Annotated in this window: 23 protein-coding genes; 16 read left to right on the top strand and 7 right to left on the bottom strand. The window is 65.6% G+C overall.

Translation table 11 applies throughout. The features are described from left to right. Positions 1-63: 63 nt before the first annotated feature. The 3 genes from AC2TZ7_RS10815 to AC2TZ7_RS10805 are packed head-to-tail and all read right to left on the bottom strand — an operon-like array spanning position 64 to position 2,626. Positions 64-585 (bottom strand): flavin reductase family protein, encoded by a 522-nt coding sequence (locus AC2TZ7_RS10815; protein ID WP_489864214.1) that lies wholly within the window; start codon positions 583-585, stop codon positions 64-66. Further along, the gene (locus AC2TZ7_RS10810) at positions 582-1,472 is read right to left on the bottom strand and encodes an aldo/keto reductase (RefSeq protein WP_489864213.1); all 891 of its coding nucleotides are present in this window, start codon (positions 1,470-1,472) and stop codon (positions 582-584) included. The genes AC2TZ7_RS10815 and AC2TZ7_RS10810 overlap by 4 nt, the downstream gene beginning before the upstream one ends. Then, positions 1,472-2,626, bottom strand: coding sequence for an LLM class flavin-dependent oxidoreductase (locus AC2TZ7_RS10805; protein ID WP_489864212.1), 1,155 nt, complete (start codon positions 2,624-2,626; stop codon positions 1,472-1,474). Before AC2TZ7_RS10805 ends, AC2TZ7_RS10810 begins: the two co-directional genes overlap by 1 nt. A 92-nt stretch (positions 2,627-2,718) precedes the next feature. Between AC2TZ7_RS10805 and AC2TZ7_RS10800 the strand changes: the two genes are divergently transcribed. From AC2TZ7_RS10800 to AC2TZ7_RS10755, 10 genes are all read left to right on the top strand, one after another. Beyond that, on the top strand, positions 2,719-3,435 hold the full coding sequence (locus AC2TZ7_RS10800; RefSeq protein WP_489864211.1) for a GntR family transcriptional regulator: 717 nt from the start codon (positions 2,719-2,721) through the stop codon (positions 3,433-3,435). A 10-nt stretch (positions 3,436-3,445) separates the two neighbouring features. Continuing rightward, the gene (locus AC2TZ7_RS10795; protein WP_489864210.1) at positions 3,446-4,570 is read left to right on the top strand and encodes a Gfo/Idh/MocA family protein; all 1,125 of its coding nucleotides are present in this window, start codon (positions 3,446-3,448) and stop codon (positions 4,568-4,570) included. A gap of 133 nt (positions 4,571-4,703) precedes the next feature. Further along, entirely contained in the window at positions 4,704-5,219 is a 516-nt protein-coding gene (locus tag AC2TZ7_RS10790; RefSeq protein WP_078603664.1) for a DUF2946 family protein, read from the top strand. A 111-nt stretch (positions 5,220-5,330) separates the two neighbouring features. After that, the gene (locus tag AC2TZ7_RS10785) at positions 5,331-5,945 is read left to right on the top strand and encodes a nitrous oxide reductase accessory protein NosL (RefSeq protein WP_078570514.1); all 615 of its coding nucleotides are present in this window, start codon (positions 5,331-5,333) and stop codon (positions 5,943-5,945) included. A gap of 65 nt (positions 5,946-6,010) precedes the next feature. After that, positions 6,011-6,595: a nitrous oxide reductase accessory protein NosL gene (locus AC2TZ7_RS10780; protein ID WP_489864209.1), complete on the top strand. Its 585-nt coding sequence runs from the start codon at positions 6,011-6,013 to the stop codon at positions 6,593-6,595. Then, positions 6,595-6,918 carry a hypothetical protein gene (locus AC2TZ7_RS10775; protein ID WP_489864208.1) on the top strand — a complete coding sequence of 108 codons (324 nt, stop codon included), beginning with the start codon at positions 6,595-6,597 and terminating at the stop codon, positions 6,916-6,918. Before AC2TZ7_RS10780 ends, AC2TZ7_RS10775 begins: the two co-directional genes overlap by 1 nt. Continuing rightward, a complete protein-coding gene (locus AC2TZ7_RS10770) occupies positions 6,915-8,057 on the top strand; it encodes an ABC transporter permease (RefSeq protein ID WP_489864207.1) in 1,143 nt (380 codons plus the stop codon). The genes AC2TZ7_RS10775 and AC2TZ7_RS10770 overlap by 4 nt, the downstream gene beginning before the upstream one ends. Positions 8,058-8,067: 10 nt before the next feature. Continuing rightward, a complete protein-coding gene (locus AC2TZ7_RS10765; protein WP_347429545.1) occupies positions 8,068-8,766 on the top strand; it encodes an ABC transporter ATP-binding protein in 699 nt (232 codons plus the stop codon). Next, complete coding sequence (locus AC2TZ7_RS10760; RefSeq protein ID WP_489864206.1) at positions 8,763-9,761, top strand: hypothetical protein; 999 nt, start codon at positions 8,763-8,765, stop codon at positions 9,759-9,761. Before AC2TZ7_RS10765 ends, AC2TZ7_RS10760 begins: the two co-directional genes overlap by 4 nt. Before the next feature lie 105 nt (positions 9,762-9,866). After that, complete coding sequence (locus tag AC2TZ7_RS10755) at positions 9,867-10,562, top strand: SDR family NAD(P)-dependent oxidoreductase (protein WP_489864205.1); 696 nt, start codon at positions 9,867-9,869, stop codon at positions 10,560-10,562. Between the two features lie 12 nt (positions 10,563-10,574). Here AC2TZ7_RS10755 and AC2TZ7_RS10750 read toward each other — a convergent pair whose 3' ends face one another. Then, positions 10,575-12,251 (bottom strand): thiamine pyrophosphate-binding protein, encoded by a 1,677-nt coding sequence (locus AC2TZ7_RS10750; RefSeq protein ID WP_489864204.1) that lies wholly within the window; start codon positions 12,249-12,251, stop codon positions 10,575-10,577. A gap of 109 nt (positions 12,252-12,360) precedes the next feature. Continuing rightward, positions 12,361-13,275 (bottom strand): YghX family hydrolase, encoded by a 915-nt coding sequence (gene yghX, locus AC2TZ7_RS10745; protein ID WP_489864203.1) that lies wholly within the window; start codon positions 13,273-13,275, stop codon positions 12,361-12,363. Positions 13,276-13,592: 317 nt separating this feature from the next. On the opposite strand from yghX, the gene AC2TZ7_RS10740 reads away from it, so the two are divergent. Then, positions 13,593-14,660 (top strand): HlyD family secretion protein, encoded by a 1,068-nt coding sequence (locus tag AC2TZ7_RS10740; protein ID WP_489864202.1) that lies wholly within the window; start codon positions 13,593-13,595, stop codon positions 14,658-14,660. A 12-nt stretch (positions 14,661-14,672) separates the two neighbouring features. Further along, positions 14,673-16,661, top strand: coding sequence for a glycosyltransferase family 2 protein (locus AC2TZ7_RS10735; protein ID WP_489864201.1), 1,989 nt, complete (start codon positions 14,673-14,675; stop codon positions 16,659-16,661). Positions 16,662-16,679: 18 nt separating this feature from the next. On the opposite strand, the gene AC2TZ7_RS10730 is transcribed toward AC2TZ7_RS10735, so the two are convergent. Continuing rightward, positions 16,680-17,258, bottom strand: a complete 579-nt coding sequence (locus AC2TZ7_RS10730; protein ID WP_489864200.1) for a hypothetical protein — start codon at positions 17,256-17,258, stop codon at positions 16,680-16,682. A gap of 300 nt (positions 17,259-17,558) precedes the next feature. On the opposite strand from AC2TZ7_RS10730, the gene AC2TZ7_RS10725 reads away from it, so the two are divergent. Beyond that, positions 17,559-18,680 carry a cache domain-containing protein gene (locus tag AC2TZ7_RS10725; RefSeq protein WP_489864199.1) on the top strand — a complete coding sequence of 374 codons (1,122 nt, stop codon included), beginning with the start codon at positions 17,559-17,561 and terminating at the stop codon, positions 18,678-18,680. 69 nt (positions 18,681-18,749) lie between these two features. Here AC2TZ7_RS10725 and AC2TZ7_RS10720 read toward each other — a convergent pair whose 3' ends face one another. Next, on the bottom strand, positions 18,750-19,316 hold the full coding sequence (locus AC2TZ7_RS10720; RefSeq protein ID WP_244176527.1) for a PAS and helix-turn-helix domain-containing protein: 567 nt from the start codon (positions 19,314-19,316) through the stop codon (positions 18,750-18,752). Positions 19,317-19,410: 94 nt separating this feature from the next. On the opposite strand from AC2TZ7_RS10720, the gene AC2TZ7_RS10715 reads away from it, so the two are divergent. From AC2TZ7_RS10715 to AC2TZ7_RS10705, 3 genes are read left to right on the top strand one after another with little or no spacing between them, the layout of a single operon-like run. Further along, on the top strand, positions 19,411-20,577 hold the full coding sequence (locus AC2TZ7_RS10715) for an acetyl-CoA acetyltransferase (RefSeq protein ID WP_489864198.1): 1,167 nt from the start codon (positions 19,411-19,413) through the stop codon (positions 20,575-20,577). Next, positions 20,574-22,076 (top strand): class I adenylate-forming enzyme family protein, encoded by a 1,503-nt coding sequence (locus AC2TZ7_RS10710; RefSeq protein ID WP_489864197.1) that lies wholly within the window; start codon positions 20,574-20,576, stop codon positions 22,074-22,076. Before AC2TZ7_RS10715 ends, AC2TZ7_RS10710 begins: the two co-directional genes overlap by 4 nt. Continuing rightward, positions 22,076-22,879 carry a 3-hydroxybutyrate dehydrogenase gene (locus AC2TZ7_RS10705; RefSeq protein WP_489864196.1) on the top strand — a complete coding sequence of 268 codons (804 nt, stop codon included), beginning with the start codon at positions 22,076-22,078 and terminating at the stop codon, positions 22,877-22,879. The genes AC2TZ7_RS10710 and AC2TZ7_RS10705 overlap by 1 nt, the downstream gene beginning before the upstream one ends. The last annotated feature ends 61 nt before the right edge of the window (positions 22,880-22,940 follow it).

Here is a 22,940-nt window from a genome sequence, read left to right as displayed (position 1 = left end):
CGATCCCTTGAAGGCCCGGCGCCACGCTCCTCCTGCGCGGTCCGGGCCGGATATGTCAGCGCCTCAGTTCATCTCGATCCGCCGCACCTGCCCGCGGAAAAAGGCCAGCGCATCGCCATCGTCGCGCATCACCGCGCGCTCGACCTGTCCCAGCACCAGCAGGTGATCGCCGCCCTCGTGGCAGGCAACGCGATGACACTCGAACCGCGCAAGGCAGCCGTCGATCAGCGGCACACCGTGATCGTTGAGGTGATAGGCGTGATCGAGCAGCGCATGAGCGTTCTTCGTCGTCGCGAAACACAGATCGTCCTGATCGGCGGCCAGCACGTGGATCGCGTAATGCTCGGCCTTTTCGAAATGCACGAAGCGGCGCGAGTTGCGATCCGGCGCCCAGATCACCAGCGGCGGATCGAGCGAGACCGACGAGAAACTGTTCGCCGTGATCGCGACCGGGCCGTTCTCGCTGGCGGCGGTCACGATGGTGATCCCGGTCGCAAAGCGCCCGAAGGCGTCACGCAGCAGGCGGGTATTCTCCGGCCCCGGCACGAAGGTGCGCGGCGTGAACTGGCGGGTTGCGTTCATCATGGGACCTCCTGACCGAGCCCCGCCTCGTAGAGGCGGAACCACGTCTCCCTGTCGATCTGAACCTTCAAAGCATCGGAGAGCTTCGCGATCCGCTCGAGGTTATTCGTCCCCATCACCGGGATGATCCGCGCGGGATGCGCCAGCAGGAAGGCCGTCGCGACAGCCGCCCGATCCACGCCCTGCGCCTGCGCGATCTCGTCGAGAACGCTCTGCACCCGGCCCTCTCCCGTCATCAGCGCGCCGCCGCCCAACGGCGACCACGCCATCGGGGGCTGCGCCTGCCGCTGATGGAAGGCCAGATCGCCATTGGTGAAGGGCTGCAGGCAGCCAAGGCTGATCTCGATCTGGTTGGTCACCAGCGGCGCCTTCATCCCCGATTGCAGCAGCTCCCAGTCCCACGGGCGGAAATTCGACACGCCGACCGCGCGCACCTTGCCCGAGGCAACCAGATCGTCGAGCACCGCTCCCGTCTCGTGGTGATCCATCAGCGGATCGGGGCGGTGGATCAGCAGCAGATCGATCCGGTCGGTCGCCAGCTCCTTCAGCGAGGCCTCGACCGAGGCTTCGATATGCGCGCGCGAGGTGTCGTAATGCTTCACCTTGCGATGCGAATGACGGCCCGCCGAGACGATGATGTCGCATTTTGTGACGATCTCCATCTGGTCGCGCAGCGACGGGTCCTCGCGCATCGCCGCGCCGAAGACCCCCTCCGCCGTGTAGCCGCCATAGATATCGGCATGGTCGAACGTGGTGATCCCCTGCGCCAGACAGGCGTCGATCTTGGCACGCACATGGGCGGGCGAGGTATCGGCATCGTCGGCCAGCCGCCACATGCCATAGACGATCCGGCTGAGCGCCACGTCGGAGGTGAGATCGATCTTTTCCATTAGCGACGTTCCCCTTCTGCGAGCGGTGTTGCGGGCGATCCCATCGGGACGCGGCCGTAGATTTCGGGCAGCGAGACCGTGTCGAGATGCGGCATCACGAGACGGCCGAACTGGCGAGCCTCGTCGATATGCGGATAGCCCGACAGGATGAAGGCGCGAATGCCCATCTTGCGATATTCTTCGAGCTTCGAGAGCACCTGATCGGCCGAGCCCACCAGCGCCGCACCGCAGCCGGAGCGCGCGCGCCCGACCCCGGTCCAGAGGTTCGGCTCGACATAGCCGCTCTCATCCGCGATCTCGCGGTTGCGCGCCTGTTTCGACACGCCGAGCGAGCCCGCATCATGCGCCCGTTCGCGGATCTTGCGCCCCTCTTCATCGTCGAGCTTGGACACCAGTTCCTGCGCGTATTCCTTCGCCTCTGCCTCGGTGTCGCGCACGATCACATGGACCCGCAGCCCGTAATCGAGCACGCGCCCATGCCGCTCGGCCGCCTCGTTGACGACCTTCATCCGGCCTTCCAGCTCGTCCTTTGTCTCCGGCCACATCAAGTAGACGTCGCAATGCTCGGCACACAGCTCGACCGCAGCCGGGGAATAGCCGCCGAAATAGAGAAGCGGGCCGCCCTGCTGATAGGGCTTCGCCGGATCGGTTGTGAGGTCTTTGAAATTGTAGACCTGACCTTCGTAATTGATCTCGTCTTGGGTCCAGGCCTGCTTGAGGATCTCCACCACCTCGCGCGAGCGCTGGTAGCGGAACTCACTCTCCTCCTTTTCGCCCGGGAAGTCGGACGAGATGATATTCACCGTCAGCCGCCCTTCGAGCATGTGGTCGAGCGTAGCGATGGTGCGCGCCAGCATGATCGGCTGCATCTCCCCGCAGCGCACCGCGGCGAGGAAATTCATCCGGTTGGTGATCTGGCTGGCGCCGGCGACGAAGCTCAGCGTGTCTTGTCCCACCTGATAGCTCGACGGGCACAGAATGTTGCGAAAGCCTTGCCGTTCGGCCTCACGCACGATGTCGGAACAATGCGCCCAGCTCGAGCGCAGATCGCCCTCGGGCTGGCCGAGATAGCGGTAATCATCCGAACACAGGGCAGAAAACCAGGACACCTCCGCGGCATCGAGATCACCCGATCTCACCGGCACAACAGTCATGCGTTCCTCCCTCGCGATTCCCGTTCGATTTCCCTTCACTTAGCAGCCGCCTTGATATAGATCAATGATGTATCAATTTTTGAGGCGACCAAGTGACACAGGCAAATCAAGGATCAGAGCGGACCGGACTGCCGATCTATCAGCAGGTTTCCGAGATGCTGATTCGAGATATCGCGGCGGGCCGATTGACCGATGGGGAACGCCTTCCCCCGGAACGCACGATGGCCGCGCAGTTGACGATCGCCGTGGGCACGCTGCGCCGCGCGCTGGAGGATCTGGAAGAAAAAGGCCTGCTGGAGCGCGTGCAGGGTTCGGGCAACTACATCCGCACCCGCAACCTGCGCGACCATTTCTACTCCATGCTGCGGATTGAACTGCTCTCGGGCGGCGGCTTTCCGAATGCGCGCATCCTCTCGGTCGATGTGATGGACAAGCCTGCCGACCTGCCCGAATTCGGCACGTCTACCCGCGCAAGCCGGGTGCGCCGCCTGCGTTTTCTCGACGAGACGCCGGTCGCGGCGGAGGAAATCTGGCTCGACGCGTCGAAAGGCGAGGTGAAGGCCGAGGATCTCGAAGACTCGCTCTACGCCTATTACCAACGCGCGCTTGGCTTCTGGATCGCGAGCGCCGAGGACCGGGTCAGCTTCGCGCCGATGCCGGACTGGGGACCGTCGGAACTCGCCTGCCGCCCCGGTGAGACCGCAGGCTATATCGAGCGCTTCAGCTGGGCCGACGGCCCTGCCCCGGTCGAATTTTCGCGCACATGGTTCGACACCAGCCGCGCACATTACGTTCAACGCATGAGATGAGGAGGCTCGGATGAGCGCCACCAAGACAGGCCCCGTTCGCTACGGCATGATCGGCTGCGGCATGATGGGACAGGAACATCTGCGCAATATCGCGCTGCTCGACGGGGCCGAGGTCGCCGCGATCTTCGAGCCCGACGCGGAGATGGCGCAGGCGGCGCAGGCGCTCGCCCCCGGGGCGCAGATGGTGGGGTCGGTGGCGGAGTTGCTGGCGGTTGAAGCGCTCGATTGCCTCGTGATCACCAGCCCGAATTTCCGCCATCTCGAACAGCTCGAAGAGATCGCATCGACCCGCCCGCTGCCGGTGCTCGTGGAAAAGCCGCTTTTCACCGATCCGACCCATGCGGACCGGCTGCAAGCCTTCCGCGACAGCTATCCGGCCCCGGTCTGGGTGGCGATGGAATATCGCTACATGCCGCCGATCGCAGCTTTCCTTGATGAGGCCGACGCGGCAACGGGCGGGATCACGATGCTCACCGTGCGCGAACACCGCTTCCCCTTCCTGTTCAAGGTCGGCAACTGGAACCGCTTCAACCGCTACACGGGCGGCACCTTCGTCGAGAAATGCTGCCATTTCTTCGACCTGATGCGGCTTACCCTGAAATCCGAGCCGGTGCGCGTCATGGCCTCCGCCCCGCCCCCGGTGAACCACGTCACCGAGGCCGACGCGCCCGATATCCTCGATGCGGGCTTCGCCATCGTTGAATTCGAAAACGGCGCACGGGCGATGCTGGAACTGTGCATGTATGCCGAGGGCGCGCGCTATCAGGAGGAGGTCACTGCGGTCGGCCCCAAGGGCAAGATCGAGGCGCTGGTGCCCGGCCCGACCCGCTTCTGGCCAGCGCATCTTGGCGCGCCGCCGGTACCGAAACTGGTGATCTCTCCGCGCGATCCAAAAGGCCCGGTGGAGCGCGAACTGCCCGTCCCCGAGGAACTGCTCGCCGCGGGCGATCACAACGGGTCCACCTATCACCAGCATGTTGGCTTCCTCGCCCTCGTGCGCGGGGACCGAGCCGCGCCGGAGGTCACCTTGGAAGACGGCTGGGCGGCGGTTGCGATCGGTCAGGCGGTGCAGCGCTCGATCGAGACCGGCGAGGCCGTACGCTTTCCCGCACAACCTTGGCGGCGCGTGGCCTGAGGGCAAAGGGTCAGGTCGGGCCGTGGCCTGACGCCCGCGCTCTGGGCGCGCGGGACTGCGACGCTGAGTCACCCCTCAAGCGTTTGACGCGGATCAATTCTCGGCTCACCCTCGTGTGATACGAGCTTGAGTGATGACCCGACCCCAACGCGCCTCCAGAGCCTTTGACGGCAAGATCGACCGCGGCCCGCGCCTGCACGCGCCGCGCTTCGCTGGATTGCGCCGCGCGCAATCGGCGCTGCTGACCGCGCTCGTCGCGATTCTGCTGCAGGTCGTCCTGCTGACCGATCATCTGGGCGCGGCCGCCATCGCCGCCACCGGCCGGGCCGCGCCCGGCGCTCAGATGGGGCTGCTGCAGATCTGTACCGGCGAGGGCATCGTCTACATGACCCCGCAGGGCGAAACGGTCGCCGCGCCGGATGGGGCCGCGCCCCTGCCCGGCCAGACCGCACCCACGGGTCAGGTCCACAGCCAATGCGCAGTCTGCGGCTCGGCCTCGGTCTGCGCGTTTGAGGCCCCCGACACCATCGTCACCCCGGCCCGTCTCGACCGCGAGATCGCCCCGCTCCACGCGTCCCTTGAGCGGCTCTCTCTCCCGGTGCAGACCGCGCCCCGTTTCCGGCACGCCCGCGCCCCTCCTGTCGTCTGAGTGCGTCCCTGCACGTCGATCCGGACGTGCCTTTTTCCAAACCAGACACATGGCTCGCGACTGCGCCCGTCTCTCGATGGCGGTGCGTTGCGATATGACAGGATGTTCCCAATGAAACGACGCGACTTTCTTCTGACCTCTTCGACCGGCCTCGCGCTGGTGGCTTCCGGCGCCGCTGCCGAGGATATGAAACCGATGGACGGCATGCCGATGTCGCCGATGGACTGGACCGACCAGAACGGGCTGACCCGCTTTCTCAAGACCGACACCGCGCCGCTCGAGAACGAGTTCGAGAAATACCCCCGCTGCCCCTATTGCGGCATGATGCGGCAGATGTTCAGCCAGACGCGCCACCTGATCGTCTATGACAACGACACGGTCGACGGCACCTGCTCGCTGCATTGCGCGGCGATCAGCCTCGCGCTGAACGTGGATGCGGGCCCCAAGACGATCTATGCGGGCGATGCGGGGGCCACCGCCAAGGTCAAGCCGCTCGCGGTGGTCGACGACATGACCTATGTGATCGACGCGAAAAAGCCCGGCACGATGACCGGCACGTCGAAATACGCCTATGCCGATCCGGCCAAGGCGGATGCGGCGGCCAAGGACGGGGGCAAGCTGGCGAGCTTCGACGAGGCGCTGGTCATGGCCTATGCCGATATGGCGCGCGACACGATCAACATTCGCAAACGCCGCGCCGAGCGTCGCGCCCGCGCCGGTCAGTGATCGCCTCAAGGCGGGGCCCGCGCGGCCCCGTCCTTTCCGACCTCTATTCAAGGAGTTGCAAGACGATGTGCAACCATCCCTGCCATCACGGGGGCACGCCCGCACGCCCCCCGGCGCGCCCCCAGTCGCGCCCGACGCGCCGCCAGATGCTCCAACGCGCGGCAGGCCTCGCCGCTGCCCTCTCGCTCGGCCCGGGGCTCAGCGCTGCGCGCGCCGATGCGCCCACGCTCGACCTGCCCCCGCCCGGCCCCGGCGACACCTGCCCGGTCTGCGGCATGTTCGTCTACAAATATCCCGAATGGGTCACCACGGTGCTCTACGCGGATGGCTATGCCGATCATTTCGACGGCGCCAAGGACTACTTCAAATACATGTTCGACATGGAGAAATACGCCCTTGGCCGGACCGCCGATCAGATCACCGGAATGGGCGTGACGGAGTATTACGGGCTCAAGCTGATCGACGCGCGCGAGGCGCTTTATGTCGTGGGTTCGGACGTTCTGGGCCCGATGGGCCATGAGCTGGTGCCGCTGATGAACGCGGTCGATGCGCAGGATTTCATGCGCGACCACAAGGGCCAGAAGCTGCTGCGCCATGACGAGGTCACGCCGGAGCTGCTCGACGCGCTCGATCAGGGCGGCCCGTTCTGATGCGCCGTTCGAGTTATGTATTTGCGGGGCTGGGCGCCCTGACGCTGCTGCTGGCGGTGGAGCTTTATTACCCCGTCTTCGCGCGTCCCCATCGTGATGGGCGTCTGCTGGAGGAGCGCACGTTGGTCGCGCGGCTGGGGCTGACCGATCCGGCGCTGTTTACCGAGGCGCGCTACACCCGCAACCCGAGCCTCGCCGATCTGAACACGCCGTTTCAGGACCACCCGGGCAGCTTCGACCACTTCCCCTCCGGCACCTTCGTGCCGCCCCCCGCCACGCCCGGCAAGGGCTGGCTCCTCTTCCAACCCGAGGCCGCGAAATGACCCCATTCCTGCGCCGCCAGCGCGCGCTGGCCGATTTCACCCTCGCCGCTCTCGCCCGCCGCAAGGGCAAGAATATCGCCCTGATCGCGGTCTATTCCGTGGTGGTCTTCGTGCTCGCCTCGGCGATGTTCTTCGCCGCCAGCCTGCGGTTCGAGACCACGACCGTGCTCGAAGGCGCGCCCGAGATCACCGTGCAGAAGATCACGCTGGGCCGTCAGGACCTGATCGACGGATCGGTCGCGGACGAGATCGCCGCAATCCGCGGTGTGACCGAGGCCCATCCCCGGCTCTGGGGCTATTATTACGACCGGATCAATGGCGCGAATTACACCGTCATGGTGCCCGACGACCCCGAGATGATGCCCGACCCCGGTCAGATCGCGATTGGCGAGGGCATCCCCCGCACACGCGGCCTCGAATGGGCGGGTGCGCCGGTTTTCCTGTCGCGCTACGAGGGCGATCTGAAGAAATTCGATGTCGCCAGGATCTTCAGCCGCGACTCCGCGCTGATGACCTCGGATCTGATGCTGATGAACGAGGCTGATTTCCGCGACTTCTTCGACATTCCCGAAGGCCGCTACACCGATGTCGTGGCGCGCGTGCGCAACCCCAACGAGGTCGCCACGATCGTCCAGAAAGGCTCGAACGCGCTGCCGCAGATGCGATTCGTCACCCGCGCCGATATCGCGCGCACCTATCAGAAACTGTTCGACTGGCGCGAGGGGCTGCTGACGGCGCTGGCCTTCGCGGGCATCCTCGCCTTCGTCATCTTCGCCGCCGAGAAAGCCAGCGGGCTCTCGGCCGAGGAAGCGCGCGAGATCGGCATCCTCAAGGCGGTGGGCTGGAACACGCGCGACGTGATCGCGATGAAGATGTGGGAAGGCGGGCTGATCTCGCTCGCGGCCTACCTGATCGGCACCGTCGCGGGCTTCGCCCATGTGTTCTTCTTCGGCGCCCCGCTCTTCGCGCCGATCCTGAAGGGCTGGGCGGTGATCTATCCCGATTTCCCGCTGAGCCCGCATGTGGACGGTCTGCAATTGCTGACGCTCGCGCTGCTGACCACCCTGCCCTATATCGCCGCGACCGTGGTGCCGATCTGGCGCACGGCCTCGGCCGATCCCGATGCCGTGATGCGCTGAGGAGGCCCCAATGATCACTCTGCAATCCGTGACCAAGACCTATAATGCGGGCCGCCCCAATGCCGTGACCGCGCTGGACGGGATCGACCTGACCATCGAGGGCCGGGCCGTCACCGTGCTCAAGGGGCCGTCCGGCTCGGGGAAATCCTCGCTCCTGTCGGTCGTGGCCTGTATGGCGCGCCCCTCCACGGGCCGCGTCAGCCTCGATGGCGAGGTCGTCTCGGGCCTGCCCGAGCACTTCCAGACCGAACTGCGGCGCGAGCGGTTCGGCTTCATCTTCCAGCGGTTCAACCTCGTGCGCGGCCTGACCGTGCTGGAAAACGTAATGCTGCCGGCCGCGCCGCTGGGTCAGCCCTTCGGAGAGTTGCGCGCGCGTGCGATGGACCGGATCGAGGCGCTGGGTCTGGGGCCGCGCGCCCAGACCCGGATCGAGCTGCTCTCGGGCGGCGAGGCGCAGCGCGCAGCGATCGCGCGGGCGCTGATCAACGATCCCCCGATCCTGATCGCGGACGAGCCCACGGCCAATCTCGACAGCGCGCTCTCCGAGACCTTCCTGCAGATCGTCGCCGAGGAGAAAGCGCGCGGGCGCACCGTCATCATGTCGAGCCACGACCCCCGCGTCTGGGGCGCGGACTGCGTCGACCGGGTGGTTTCGATGCGTGACGGGCGGATCGAGGATGCGCCTGCCCAGCAGGAGCCGCAGCCATGATCTTTCAAACGCCGATCATGGCCCTGTTGCTGGTGGCGGGTCTGGCCGCGCTGACGGCCCTCTGGGCGGGCGGTTTCGCCGTCACCGTGCTGCGCCGCTGGGATCTGACCGACATGGGCGCGCGCCAGCTGCGCATGGAGCGGATGACCGAGCTGGTCTCGACCCTCTTCGCCGCCGTCATGCTGGCCGAGCTCGCCGCGCTTTTGCTCTTCGTCTTCAATGCCGACCGGATGTCGTCGCTCTTCGTCGGCGCGATGTGCGCCGTCGGCACGCTCAACGTGAACGATTACGGCTTCCCCGCGCTCTATCTCAAGATCGGGGTGTTCTTCGCCGCCGTGATCTGGCTGATCCTCGACCGGGCCGACAGGCTGGGACGGGACTACCCGCTGACCCGCGTGAAATACGCAGCCCTTCTCGCGATCACGCCGCTGATCCTTGCCGATGGCGCGGTGGAGCTGAGCTATTTCCTCGACATGCAGACCGATGTCATCACCTCGTGCTGCTCGAAGCTGTTCACGCCGAACAACCCCAATCTCGCGAACCAGATGGCGGGCGTCGGCGAGGCGCAGGCGCTCTGGCTGCTTGGCCTCACCGCGCTGATCGCGTTGGCTGCGGGGATCGCGGCGCTGATCCGCAAGCGCGGCTACGGGCTATACGCGCTGGCCTCGGCGCTGATGTTCGGGATGGGGCTGACCGCGATCGTCGCCACGATCTCGCTCTATATCTATGAAAACCCCAACCATCATTGCCCGTTCTGCATCCTCAAGCCCGAATACGGTTATGTCGGCTACGCGCTTTATGTGCCGCTGTTTCTGGCCACCGCAGCCGGGCTTGGGGCGGGCGCACTCAGCCCGTTTCAAAAGCGCGCCTCGCTGGCGGGGCCCCTGCCGGGTCTGATGCGGCGTCTGCTGATCTGGTCGATGGCCGGGTTCGCAAGCTTCGGGATCGTCTGCCTGATCGTGATCTGGCGCTCGCATCTGATCCTCTTCGGCTAAGCTGTCCGCGATGCGGGCAGCCCCGATTTGGGCCAGTGTCGCGCCGGGCTATGTCGTAAGGCATCCGCGCCGGGCGCGGGAACGCGAACTGGAGGAGGACAGACCATGAGCAAGGCACAGGCGGTGATTATCGGAGTGGGCGACGGGCTTTCCGCCGCAGTGGCGCGGGAGCTCGCGCCCGATTATGACCTGACGCTGGCGGCCCGCAGCGCCGAGAAGATGCAGGCACTGGCCGAGGAGACCGGCGCGCGCATGGTGCAGCTGGACGCAACCGACGAGGCCGCGATTGCCGATCTGTTCGATGCCCTGCCCGCGCCGCCGCGCGTCGTCATCTACAACCCGTCTGGCCGGGTGCGCGGCCCGGTGGCGGAACTCGATGCCGACGAGGTTCGCGCCGCCGTCGAGATCACCGCAATCGGGGCGTTTCTTACCGGCAAGCACGCCGCGCGGCGGATGCTCGAATCCGAGCCCGCCGAGGGCACTCGCGGCACGATCCTCTTCACCGGGGCCTCCGCCGGGGTGAAAGGGTTTGCACGCTCCGCCCCTTTCGCGATGGGCAAATTCGCGCAGCGTGGACTGGCCGAAAGCATGGCGCGCGAGTTGCACCCGCAAGGCATCCATGTGGCTTGGGTGAATATCGACGGCATGATCCTCAATCCGGGCCGCAGCGAGGCGCCCGACAAGCCCGGCTCGATGCTGCGCCCCGCGGCGATTGCGAAAACCTATCGCCAGCTGATCGAGCAGGATCGCAGCGCCTGGACGAACGAGATCACGCTGCGCCCCTGGGTCGAGACGTTCTGAGGCGGCGGGCGCTCAGCGCCCCTTGCCCGCCTCCAGCGCCGCCGCGCGCATCGCCGAGAGCGACTGCCGCGGGGTCAGCGCCTCGGGCGAGATCACGAGATCCAGCACCGCGCCGGTCTCGGACGCCCGCGCACGTTCAAATGCGGCTGCGAAATCCTCCGTCCGCTCGACCCGTTCGCCGTGGAAGCCATAGGCCTTCGCCAGCGCCGAGAAATCCGGGTTCACCGCCATCGAGGTGCCCGACACGCGGGTCGGATAATTGCGCTCCTGATGGGCGCGGATCGTGCCGTAAATCCCGTTATTGAGGATCAGGATGATCGGCTGCGCGCCCGCCTGCGCGGCAGTGGCAAGCTCCTGCGAGGTCATCTGGAAATCGCCGTCGCCTGCGAAACAGACCACCGTCTTCTCGGGCTGCGCCACCTTGGCCGCGATGGCCGCCGGCACCCCGTAGCCCATCGCGCCCGATTGCGGTGCAAGCAGCGTGGCGTTCGGCCCGAACCGGAAGAACCGCCCCGGCCAGACCGCGAAATTGCCCGCCCCGTTGGTCAGGATCATGTCCTCGGGGAGTTCCTCGCGCAGATAGGCGCAGACCTTGCCCATATCGACCGGCGAAGGCAGATCGGGCAGATCGAAGCCGGCCTCATAGGCCGCGCGACCCGCGGCCCGCCAGTCGGCCCAATCGCCCTGAACCGGCTCCAGCGCGCCGAGCGCTGCCGCAAAGGCGTTCGGTCCGGCTTGGATGCCCAGTTCGGGACGGTAGATCTTGCCGATCTCCAGATCCGAGCCGTGGACATGGATCAGCCGCTGCGCGGGCTGCGGCACGTCCAGCAGCGTGTAGCCATCGGTCGTGTTCTCGCCAAAGCGCGCATTGATCGCGAGGATCACGTCGGCCTCGCGCATCAGGCGCTTCACATGCGGCGCCATCCCGACACCCGCATCGCCGCAAAAGACGGGCGAATTATTGTCGAACTGGTCCTGATAGCGAAAGACGGAAAGCACCGGAATATCAGAAGCTTCCGCGAAGGACTTAATGTGCGCAGTGCCGTCCCCGCGCCAGTTGCACCCACCATAGAGGATCAGCGGACGCTTGGCCCCGGCCAGCATCTCGCGCAGCTCGCCCATCGCCGCCGGATCGGGCTGCGGCTCGGTGATCCGGACGGGCGCGCCAAGCGGCGCGACCTCGGTCATCGCGGTCAGCATATCCTCGGGCAATGCCACCACGACCGGACCGGGCCGCCCGCTCACCGCCATCGTCCAGGCGCGCGAGAGGATTTCGGGGATGCGCTCGACCCGGTCGATCTCGACCGCCCATTTCGCCATCGTGCCGAAGACCGCCTTGTAATCGAGTTCCTGAAACGCCTCGCGGCCCTTCATATCGGTGCCGACCTGCCCCACGAAGAGGATCATCGGCGCGGAATCCTGCATCGCCGTATGCACCCCGATCGAGGCATTGGTGGCCCCGGGGCCGCGCGTGACCATGCAAATGCCGGGCTCCCCGGTCAGCTTGCCGTAAGCGGCGGCCATGAAGCTCGCCCCGCCTTCCTGACGGCACAGCACGAAATCCAGCGTGCCTTGCGTGTCGTGCAGCGCGTCGAGCACCGCGAGATAGCTCTCCCCCGGCACCCCGAACGCCTTGCGCGCACCAAGCCCCACAAGGCTTTCGACCAGAACCTGACCACCGTTTCTCATGCGCGTGCCTCTCTCCCCTCGTGCCGCACCGCGATCGGCGCGGCGCTTTCGAGAGGCCTAGCACGCGCCCAATCCGAGCGCACCCCCGGCAGGTCGCGAGCGCGCCAGATCACCCGGCGAGATAGGTCCGGAACCACGCGATCATGCGCTCCTCGGCCAGCTTGGCGGCGGCCTCGTCGTAGCGCGGCGTCGTGTCGTTGTGGAACCCGTGGTTCACGCCAGGATAGATATGGGCCTCGTAGCGCTTGTCGTTCTCCTCGAGCGCCTTCTGGAACTCCGGCCACATCGCGTTGATCCGCTGATCGAGCGCTGCGAGCTGGATCATCAGCGGCGCCTCTATCATCGCGACCTGCGCAGAGTCGGGGGCAGCCCCATAGAATGGCACGCCCGCGCCCATCTCGGGATAGGCGACGGCGAGCTTGTTCACCACGCCCCCGCCATAGCAAAACCCGGTCGCGCCGACCTTGCCGTTGGTGCCGTCGAGCGTCTGGAGATACTCGAACCCGGCGAAGAAATCATTGAGCAGCGCGCCCTGATCGAGGCTGCGCTGCATCGTGCGCCCCTCGTCATCATTGCCCGGATAGCCCCCTAGCGAGGACAGCCCATCGGGCCCCATCGCCACGAAGCCCGCCTTGGCGAGTCGCCGTACCACGTCGCGAATATAGGGGTTGAGGCCGCGGTTCTCATGCACGACGAGGATCGCGGCTGGCGGGCGGTCCGGGTCGATCTGGGTTGGGCGCACCAGATAGGCGGTGATCTCGCCGGTGCCGTTCGGGCTGGAATAGCTGATATCCTCGCCCAGAATGTCGGGATCGTCTTCGGCCACCTGCTGGGCCAGCGCATAATCGGGCGCGAGCGCCCCGAGTATCGCCAGCGCGGTCACGCCGCCCACTGCCCATTTCCCCGCCCGATCAAGAAATTCGCGTTTCGAGATCTTGCCATGGACATAGTAATCGTAAAGATCGAGAAGTTCCTGGTCGAAATCGGCCGCCGTCAAGCGACGCGCATTGGCTGGGTCGGTCATGGTGAATCCTCCTCTTGAACTGGAGGAGTATATCACGAGCGCGCGCGTTTCCGTTGCGTTATCGACGGACCTCTCGGGCGCGGTGCAGGGCCCGAAACCGCCACGTCCAACACGGGCCGCTCCGCATCACAAACCAATTTTTCGACCTTGGTCCCCGGGTTGTATCTTGCAATTAAGGTACGTTTATAGGTTGTTTAAAATCTAGGCCCCGCCGCCCGGAAACGTGCAATCTCGAGGAGCTCAAATTGAAAACTGTTCGCCCTGTTATCGGTATTGTTTTGGTTGCGGGCGCTCTTTGGGTGATCGTCGGAGAGCAGATGTCGGGCGTCAGCGCGGATGCCGTGGTCAATGCGCCCGTGGTCACGGTGCGCAGCAGCACCGCCGGCAAACTGTCGATGCCGAAACGACCGCTTGGCGCCCATGTCGACAAGGGCGAGCGGCTGGCCACCGTCGATGATATCCTCGTGGACACGATCCGTCTCAGCGATTTGCGGATGGAACAGACGAATGCAGAAGCAAATGTCGCGCGGATCAAAAGCGACCTCGCTGCCAAACGCACGCAACGCGACGCCTATAGCGCGCGCAGCAAGCTCTATCGCGCGCATCGCATCGCCGAAATCGAGACGAAACTGAAATTCGCCCGCGCGCGGCTCGACCGGCTGCAGCCCGATGCACAAAGCTCGGAAACGAGTGCCACGAAAGTGGCGCAGACCGCCCCTGCCGCCCCGGCGGAGAATGGTCCCGTGACGCAGGCGCGCGAGGACGTGGCGCTGCTTGAAAACGCGCTCGATGCCGCCAAGTCCGGCGTCTATCTGGGCGACGGCTATAACGACGCCCCGAGCTCCGAACAGCGCGGCGCGCTTCTCGACGAGGAGATCGCCTCGCTCGAGGCGGACCTCACCGAGGCCGAGGCCCGCGTCAAGACGCTCGACGCGCGCCGGTCAAAGGAACAGACGCGGGTGAACACGCTGACATCGAGCCAGGTGACATCACCTGCGAACGGGATCTACTGGGAGACCCTTCAGGCGGATGGCGTGACGGTGCAGCGGGGCGACCCGATCATGTCGATTGTCGATTGCGATGTCTCGCTCGTGACCGCCTCGGTAAGCGAAGGCGTCTATAACGGCCTCAAGGTGGGCGATTCCGCGACCTTCAAGCTGGCCTCGCGCGACAGGATCTACGACGCGACGATCGCCCGGCTCGCGGGAACCGGTGCGGCGCGGATCTACCAGAATCTCGCCATCGCGCCGAGCCAGAAACATCTCGAGCGCTACGATGTGACCCTTCTCGTCCCGGACCTGAAATCCGATCCCGATCTCGATTGTCCCGTGGGGCGGACCGGGCGGGTGTTCTTCGAGCACCGCCCCCTCGACTTCCTGCGCTGAGGGCGGGGCGGCATGTCCTACTATCCGCAACTGGGAGGGCTTGGCTCGGCGGCGATGCAGCTCATCCTCGTGGTGGGTATCACCGCCATTCTGCCGAGCTTCGTCAAACCGCGGCGCAACTGGCACCGTGCGGTGCTGCTGGGGATCGGTGCGGTGCTGGCGCTGCGCTATATCTGGTGGCGCGCGACAGAGACCCTCGCCCCGCCCGGCCTGACGCTGGATGCCCTGGCGAGCTGGTCGCTCTTCGGTCTCGAAGCCTTCACCATGATCGGCTCGCTCAGCGCCTTTCTGGTCCTGTCGCGGATCAAGCTGCGCAGCGAGGAAGCGGATCAATACGCCAATCTCCCGACCGAGAAAGAACCGCTCGTCGCGATCCTGATCGCCACCTATAACGAGGATCGCGACGTTCTCGAACGCACCATCGTCGGCGCGAAATTCCTGCGCCATCGCAACAAGATGATCATGGTCTGCGACGACAGCCGCCGCGACTGGCTGCGCGATTTCTGCGAGACCAAGGGCGTGCGTTACATGCGCCGGGCCGACAATGAGGGGCAGAAGGCGGGCAATATCAACCACGCGCTGGACCGGCTGGCCGAGGAAGAGGTGCAGCCCGATTTCGTGGCGATCCTCGATGCGGATTTCGTGCCCCATCGCGGCTTCATCTCGCGCACGCTGGCGCTGTTTCACGACCCCGAGGTGGGCCTCGTGCAGACGCCGCAGCATTTCTTCAACTCCGACCCGATCCAGCACAATTTCAAGCTCGACAGCTCCTATCCCGACGAGCAGCGCTTCTTCTTTGACCAGATGCAGCCCGCACGCGATGGCTGGGGGATCGCCTTTTGCTGCGGCACCTCCTCGGTCTGCCGCTGGAGCGCGCTGCGCGAGATTGGCGGCTTCAACACCGAGAGCGTGACCGAAGATTTCATGCTGACGTTGGCCTTGCAGAACGCAGGCTGGCGCACCGTCTATCTGGCCGAGCCGCTGACCGAAGGGCTCGCCCCGGAAGGCCTCAAGGAATACATCACCCAGCGCGCCCGCTGGTGTCTCGGCCTGATGCAGATCGCACGGTCCTCGCTCGGCCCGTTCTCGAAAAGCAATCTGCGACTGCGCGACCGCTGGAGCGTTATCGACTCGATCTTCTACTGGACCACGACCTTCCCCTTCCGGATCGCGGCGATCTGCTACCCCCTGCTCTACTGGTATTTCAACATCACGGTGGTGAATGCGGGCCTCGCGGATGTGTTGAGCTATTTCGGGGTCTATTACCTGTGGAGCCTGATGACGCTGAACAGGCTCAGCCGCGGCATGGTCGTGCCGCTCCTGAACGACGTGAGCCAGCTGATCGGCGCGATCCCGATCGCCCGCGCCGCCTTCACCGGCTTGCTGCGCCCCCATGGCCACCCGTTCTCGGTGACCGCGAAAGGTGGGGATCGGTCAAAAGTCGTCGTGCAATGGCGGATCATGATGCCGTTCCTGATCCTGTTTTTCCTGACGCTGGGTGGCCTTCTGATCGGGATCATCTGGGACCGCTTCGCCTATTTCGACGCGGGCGACGGCAAATGGGTGATCCTGTTCTGGACGATCTATAACCTGTTCCTTCTGGCCGCGACTTGCCGCGCCTGCGTCGAGCTGCCCCGGCGCGAAATCCATGTGGCCGATGAGCCCGAGCGGATTTCCTTCGAATCCGACGGCACGGAATACTGGGTCTGGATGACCTCGTTCACGATGGACACGGTGCGCCTGCGCGGCCTGACTCTGCCGGAACAGACCCGCGGGATGCTGACGATCGACCAGATCACCGACCCGATCGAATGCTACGTCATCGCGAAGACCCGCGACGGCGCACGGCTCCAGCTTCTGCCGACCGAGGAGCAGCGCGAAGAGTTGTTCGTGCGTTTCTATGCCGAAGGGAACGAGCCGGGCGTCAGCCATGTTCGCCCGGGCGCGCTTCTGCACGACATCTACCGCCGGTTCTTGCCGAAATTCTCCTCGGACGAGTGAGCCTGCGGGCGCCGCGAATTAATAGGTGTTAATGGAAAGGCCGACGAAGGCTTCCTTGGCCAAGGCGCGCCAGCCCGCCCGGATCGAGACCGGCCCGCCGTCGATTTTCTGGGTCACTGCGATGGTGCGCTCGGAATAGGTGTCGCTTCCGCCCGCCGACAGTTCCAGCCCCAGCCCGGAGCGGTTCCCGGCCTGAAACAACGCAAACCAGTCCTGATCGATCGTGTTGTATTGCCCCAGCATGAAGACATGCCCGAAGCTGGTCGGCGTATAGCGCTCCAGCCCCACGCGCGCGCCGAGTCGCCAGTTATCGTCCGCCAAGGTGCGACCGATGCTGGGGCCGAGTTTCAGCGTGCCGATTCCCTCGAGCGCGAAGTCCCGCGTCACGGCCGCGCCGGTGGACCAACCGCCTTCGTAGTCAGAGAAATTCGCGCTGAAACTCACCTTCCCGCGCGACATCGAAAAGACCGTGTCGGAGGTGTTCTTCGCCGCGTCGAACTGCAGAAAAGTTCCGTCCGCGCGAGCCTGCGACCCCGCCCCCAGCGTTAGTGCCAGACAGGTCGCGATCGCGACGCTCACCCCGTAATTCTTGTGCATTTAGCGCTTCCTGTAAGCCTGTACCTAGACCTTTGCGGCCTTCATTTTCTGCTCTGCTTTTCCGCGCCGCGGCGCAACCGGTTCATACTGCCACGCCCCGAAATTCGCGGGGCGTCCCTGTCAGCGCGGAGCCTCAAAATCGAGTGTTCGGCATCGCCCTGGACTTTGCAAGCGCGCCCCGTCCCGGCATCAGCAAAATTTAACCAAGAAGTGGGCGCCCACCATTTTCTCGCCGTATTTACTCAGTAACCATGATTTAAATCGGACCCCTTCTACAATTAGCGTAGGATTGAAGCGAAGATGACCATTCGGCGACAACACAATCTCGGGGGCATTTTCCGACGCACCGCTCTGGCGATGGTGCTCGTCGTGGCAGCGACGGCCGTCTTCGTCGCCAAGGTTGTCTCGGATCAGGCCCATGAATTTCAGTCCGCGATCGAGCACAAACTGGTCCTCAGAGGCTCCGACGCGATCGCGCTCAGCTTCAACACGGCCCTGATGCGCGAATGGGACAGTATGCATGCCGTTGCGCGAAGCATCGGCACCGCGTCGCAAGACGACATCAACAAGTTCATGGACGCCGTCGCCCGCACCGGGGGTCAGGTCGCCTGGGCAGGCTTCGCCGCGCCCGATGGCACGATCATCTCCGGCTCGAACGGCTATGAGGTCGGCAAGAATGTCAGCTCCAAGCGGTGGTTCCGCGATGGTATCCGCGTGCCGTCGGTCGACTCGATCACCGAGACGGCTACGAATGCGCAGACCGGCAAGATGGAGTATTTCCTGAACCTCTCGACGCCCGTGAAGGGCGCGAACGGCCAGAAGATCGGCGTGCTGGTCTACCGCGTGCGGATCGCATGGGTGCGCAGCTTCCTGTTCGAGGCGAGCAAGGAGCTTGGCATCGACGTGGTCGTGCAGGACATCAACGGCGACACCGTCATCGACACCCGTCACGAGACCACGCCCCTGCCCAAAAGCCTGACGTCGAGCGCGAGCCTGCGCAGTAAGTCTTCCGGCGTCTTCCACCTTGTCGACGGCAAGGACGGCGGAACCTATGCCTTTGCGCCGGATTTCGTCTGGAACAAGCTGCCCAACTTCGGCTGGCGCGTCTTCGCGGTTCTGCGCCGCGACAACATCTCGAACGATCTGCCGGTTTTGACGCAAGTGACGCTGGCGACGGTCGCTGCCGCGGCGCTGTGCCTGCTCGCCGTGACGCTCGTGTTCCTCAAGCTGCTGCTGCGCCCGGTCGAGCGGCTGGCGGAGGATGCCAAGAGCATCGCGAGCGGCAACTACGTCTTCCCCGAAGAAGCGACGAGCTCTCAGGAAGCCGCCTCGCTGTCGAGCGCGCTCGCGATCATCCAGAGCAAGCTCACCCCGCAGCGTAGCGAGCGGCCGCCTCGGTCGACACCTGAGCCGCATTCGTGATCTGGGCCAGACCTGGAAATGAGACAAGAAGGGGCGCATCGGCGCCCCTTTTTCCTTGCGGCGACGCGTCTAGAGCGGCAGCCCCGTCAGCCGCGCCACCAGTTCGGCGGTGTTGCGCGCGCCGAGTTTCGCCTGCAGCCGCGCGCGATGCGCCTCTGCCGTGCGCGGTGACAGTTCCAGCACCCGCGCGATCTCCTTGTTCGTCTGCCCCTCGGCCAGAAGGGCCGCCACCTGCCGCTCGCGTGCGGTCAGATCGACGACGGGCCGCAATTCCGAAAGATCGGCAAAGCTCCAGACAGCGCGCGCAAAGGGGTCGTCGGGCGTCAGCGATTGCCCCCGCACCCGGCACCAGAACAAAGACCCGTCGCGGCGCTGCATGATCCGCTCATCCGCGTAGCGCCCGGTCTCGCGCATCCGCCGCAACCCGATCTCCCCGATGCGCAGAAACTCTTCCTGCGACGGGTAAAGCACTGCGAGCGAGCGCTGCGGCAACTCGTCTTCGCGGTAGCCGAAACTCTCGCAAAACCGCGCGTTGCACCGCTCGATCACCCGGTCGCGGGTGACCGCCAGCCCGACCGGCGCATGCTCGAACGCCAGCAGCGCCATCTCATCGCTGTCCAGCAGATCCTGCTCCATCCTCTTCTCCCGATAGCGTAGTTCTACGAATAGAGGTCGTGCCGCCCCTGCGCTAGTCTCCCCCGCAACGGAGGATCATTGGGAGGAGACCCGCATGGACGCGAAGATCGTCGGCTGGGGCCATACGAAATTCGGCAAGCTGGAAGAGCGCACGCTCGAGGATCTGGTTCTCGAAGCGGGCGGCGGCGCGCTGGAGCACGCAGGGATCGACCCGGCGGAGATCGACGGGATCTGGCTGGGGCATTTCAATTCCGGACTGGTGCCGGACGGGTTCGCAAGCTCGCTGGCGCTGGGGATCGACGACAGGCTGCGCTTCACGCCTGCGACCCGCGTCGAGAACGCCTGCGCGTCGGGCTCGGCTGCGATCTATGCTGCGCGCGACGCGATCCGTTCGGGCCGGGTGAAGGCCGCGCTGGTGATCGGGGCCGAGAAGATGACCGCGAAGGACACCGCAGGCGTGACCGAAGCGCTCGCTGGGGCGTCTTACCAGATGGAGGAAGCGGGCGTTTCCTTCCCGCAGATTTTCGCACGGTTTGCGCAGGCCTATTATCAGGCGCATGGTGACCGTTCGGCCGCGCTGGCCCGGATCGCGGCGAAGAACCACCACAATGCGCTCGCCAATCCGCTCGCGCAGATGCGCAAGGATGTGGGCTTCGAGTTCTGCAACACGGTCAGCGACAAGAACCCGATGATCGCCCCGCCCCTGCGGATGACCGATTGCTCGCTGATTTCCGACGGGGCGGCGGCGCTGGTCATGGTCGCCGACGACCGCGCGGGCGATTTTGCCAATTCCATCGCTTTCCGCGCCGCCGAGCAGGTCAGTGACTACCTGCCGATGTCGCGCCGCGATCTGCTGGCCTTCGAGGGCCCGGCAGAGGCCTTCCGCCGCGCCTATGCGGCGGCAGGCGTGAGTGTCGACGATCTCTCCTTTGCCGAGGTGCACGACTGTTTCACCATCGCGGAATTGCTCGTCTACGAGGCGATGGGGCTTGTGCCGCAAGGCGCGGGCGCGCGGGCCATCGACGACGGGCTGGTGCTGCGCGACGGGCGTCTGCCGGTGAACGTCTCGGGCGGGTTGAAGGCCAAGGGTCATCCCGTGGGCGCGACCGGCGTGTCGATGCATGTGCTGGCCGCGATGCAGCTCACCGGTCAGGCGGGCGAGATGCAACTGCCCGGTGCCGAGCTGGGCTGCGTGTTCAACATGGGCGGCTCGGGCGTCGCGAATTACTGCTCGATCCTCGAAGCGGAGCGCGCGGCATGAACCCGGCGGAGTGGCTGATCCGCAGCGCGGTCCGCACCCCCGACGCCCCCGCGCTGCTGCAGGGCGAGGAGTTGCGCGCCACCTATGCGGAGTTCGCCGACCGCGCCGCCCGGATCGGGGCCGCGTTGGTCGCGAAAGGGATCGCGCCGGGCGACCGCGTGGCGATGTTCGCCAAGAACTGCCCCGAATATCTCGAGGCGATCTATGGCATCTGGTTCGCAGGCGCGGTGGCGGTGCCGATCAACGGCAAGCTGCACCCGCGCGAGGCCGCATGGATCGTTGAGGCGTCTGAGGCGAAGCTCGCCTTCACCGGCGATCCGAAGACCGATCTGGGCGTCGAAACGGTGGACCTCAAAGGCCCGGCCTATGCCGATCTTCTGCGCCATGATCCGATGCCCGCCCCGGTCGAGGTCGCTGAGACCGAGACGGTCTGGCTGTTCTACACCTCTGGCACGACCGGGCGACCCAAGGGCGTGTGCATCACCTCGGCCAATGTGCAGGCGATGTGTCTGGGCTATTTCTCGGATGTCGACAGCGTGGAACCGCAGGACGCGATCCTCTACGCCGCGCCGATGTCGCATGGCGCGGGGCTTTACAACTTCGTCCATGTGATGCGCGGGGCGCGCCATGTGGTGCCGCGCTCGGGCGGGTTCGAGGCCGACGAAATCCTCGACCTCGCGCCGAAGCTGCAACATGTGTCGATGTTCGCCGCCCCCACGATGATCCGCCGTCTGGTGGACCGCGCCCGCGCCACGGGCCAGACCGGCGAGGGCATCAAGACCATCGTCTATGGTGGCGGGCCGATGTATGTCGCCGATATCATCGACGCGGTCGAGGTGATGGGGCCGCGCTTCGTCCAGATCTACGGCCAGGGCGAGAGCCCGATGACGATCACCGCCCTGTCGCGCGAGCTGGTCGCCGACCGCACCCATCCGCGCTGGCGCGAGAGGCTGGCCTCGGTCGGTCAGGCGCATAGCCCGGTCGCGGTGCGCATCGCCGACAGCGAGGGCCGCGCCCTGCCCGCGGGCGAGACCGGCGAGATTCTCGTGCGCGGGGCCGCGGTCATGGGCGGCTACTGGCAGAACCCCGAGGCGAGCGCGAAGGCGCTTCGCGACGGCTGGCTCTGGACAGGCGATCTGGGCACGATGGATGCGGACGGCTTCGTCACGCTGCAGGACCGCTCGAAGGACGTGATCATCTCGGGCGGCACGAATATCTACCCGCGCGAAGTCGAGGAGGCGCTGCTGCTGCACTCTTCGGTCCACGAGGTCGCGGTGGTCGGAAAGCCCGATCCGGAATGGGGCGAGAGCGTCGTGGCCTTCGTCACGCCCGCGCCGGGATCCGAGATCGACCCCGCCGCCCTAGACCAGCATTGCTGCGAGCAGATCGCGCGGTTCAAACGCCCCAAGGCGTATCGCGTGGTGACGCAGCTTCCCAAGAACAATTACGGCAAGGTCCTCAAGACCGAGCTGCGCAAGAAAGTGACGGAGGAGGACTAATGTCGCGACTGGATGGAAAGACGGCTCTGGTAACGGGTTCGGTGCAAGGCATCGGGCTGGCTATCGCGAAATCGCTGGCCGAGGCGGGCGCGCGCATCGCGCTGCATGGGCTGGCCGATGCGGCGCAGGTCGCCGAGGCGACAGCGGTGCTGGAGAAGGCCGGTTCGCCCGAGGTGAAGTTCTTCGACGCCGACATGGCCGATCCGGCGCAGATCGATGCGATGATGGATGCGGTCGCGGATTGGGGCGGCGCGGATATCCTCGTGAACAACGCAGGCATCCAGCGCACGGTCAGCCTCGCCGAAGCCACGCCCGAAATCTGGAACGCGGTTCTGGCTGTGAACCTGTCGGGCGCGTTCCACACGATGCGCCGCGCGATGCCGGGCATGGCCGAGCGCGGTTATGGCCGTGTCGTGAATATCGCCTCGGTGCATGGGCTCGTGGCCTCGGCCAACAAGGCGCCCTATGTCGCCTCGAAATTCGGCCTCGTCGGCATGAGCCGGGTCGCCGCGCTGGAATATGCGCAGGCGGGCACGCGCGAGGCGGGCGGCGTGACGGTGAACTGCATCTGTCCGGGCTGGACCGAGACCGACATTCTCGGACCCCAGATCGCGGAGCGCGCAGCAGCGCATGGTGGCGACCGGGCGGCAGGGATCGCGGATCTTCTGGCGGAAAAGCAGCCCACCCGGCGCATGTCCGACCCCTCCGAGATCGGGGCGCTCGCGCTGTGGCTCTGTGCGCCGATCGCGCACAACGTGACCGGCACGTCGATCCCGGTCGATGGGGGCTGGACCACGCAATAAGGCTCGGAGGTAAGAAAGGGGCGGCGGATTGACCACCGCCGCCCCTGCCTTCGATCCGGCG

This window comes from Thioclava sp. ISO4, assembly GCF_058105145.1.
This window is presented reverse-complemented; position numbering and strand designations above follow the sequence as displayed.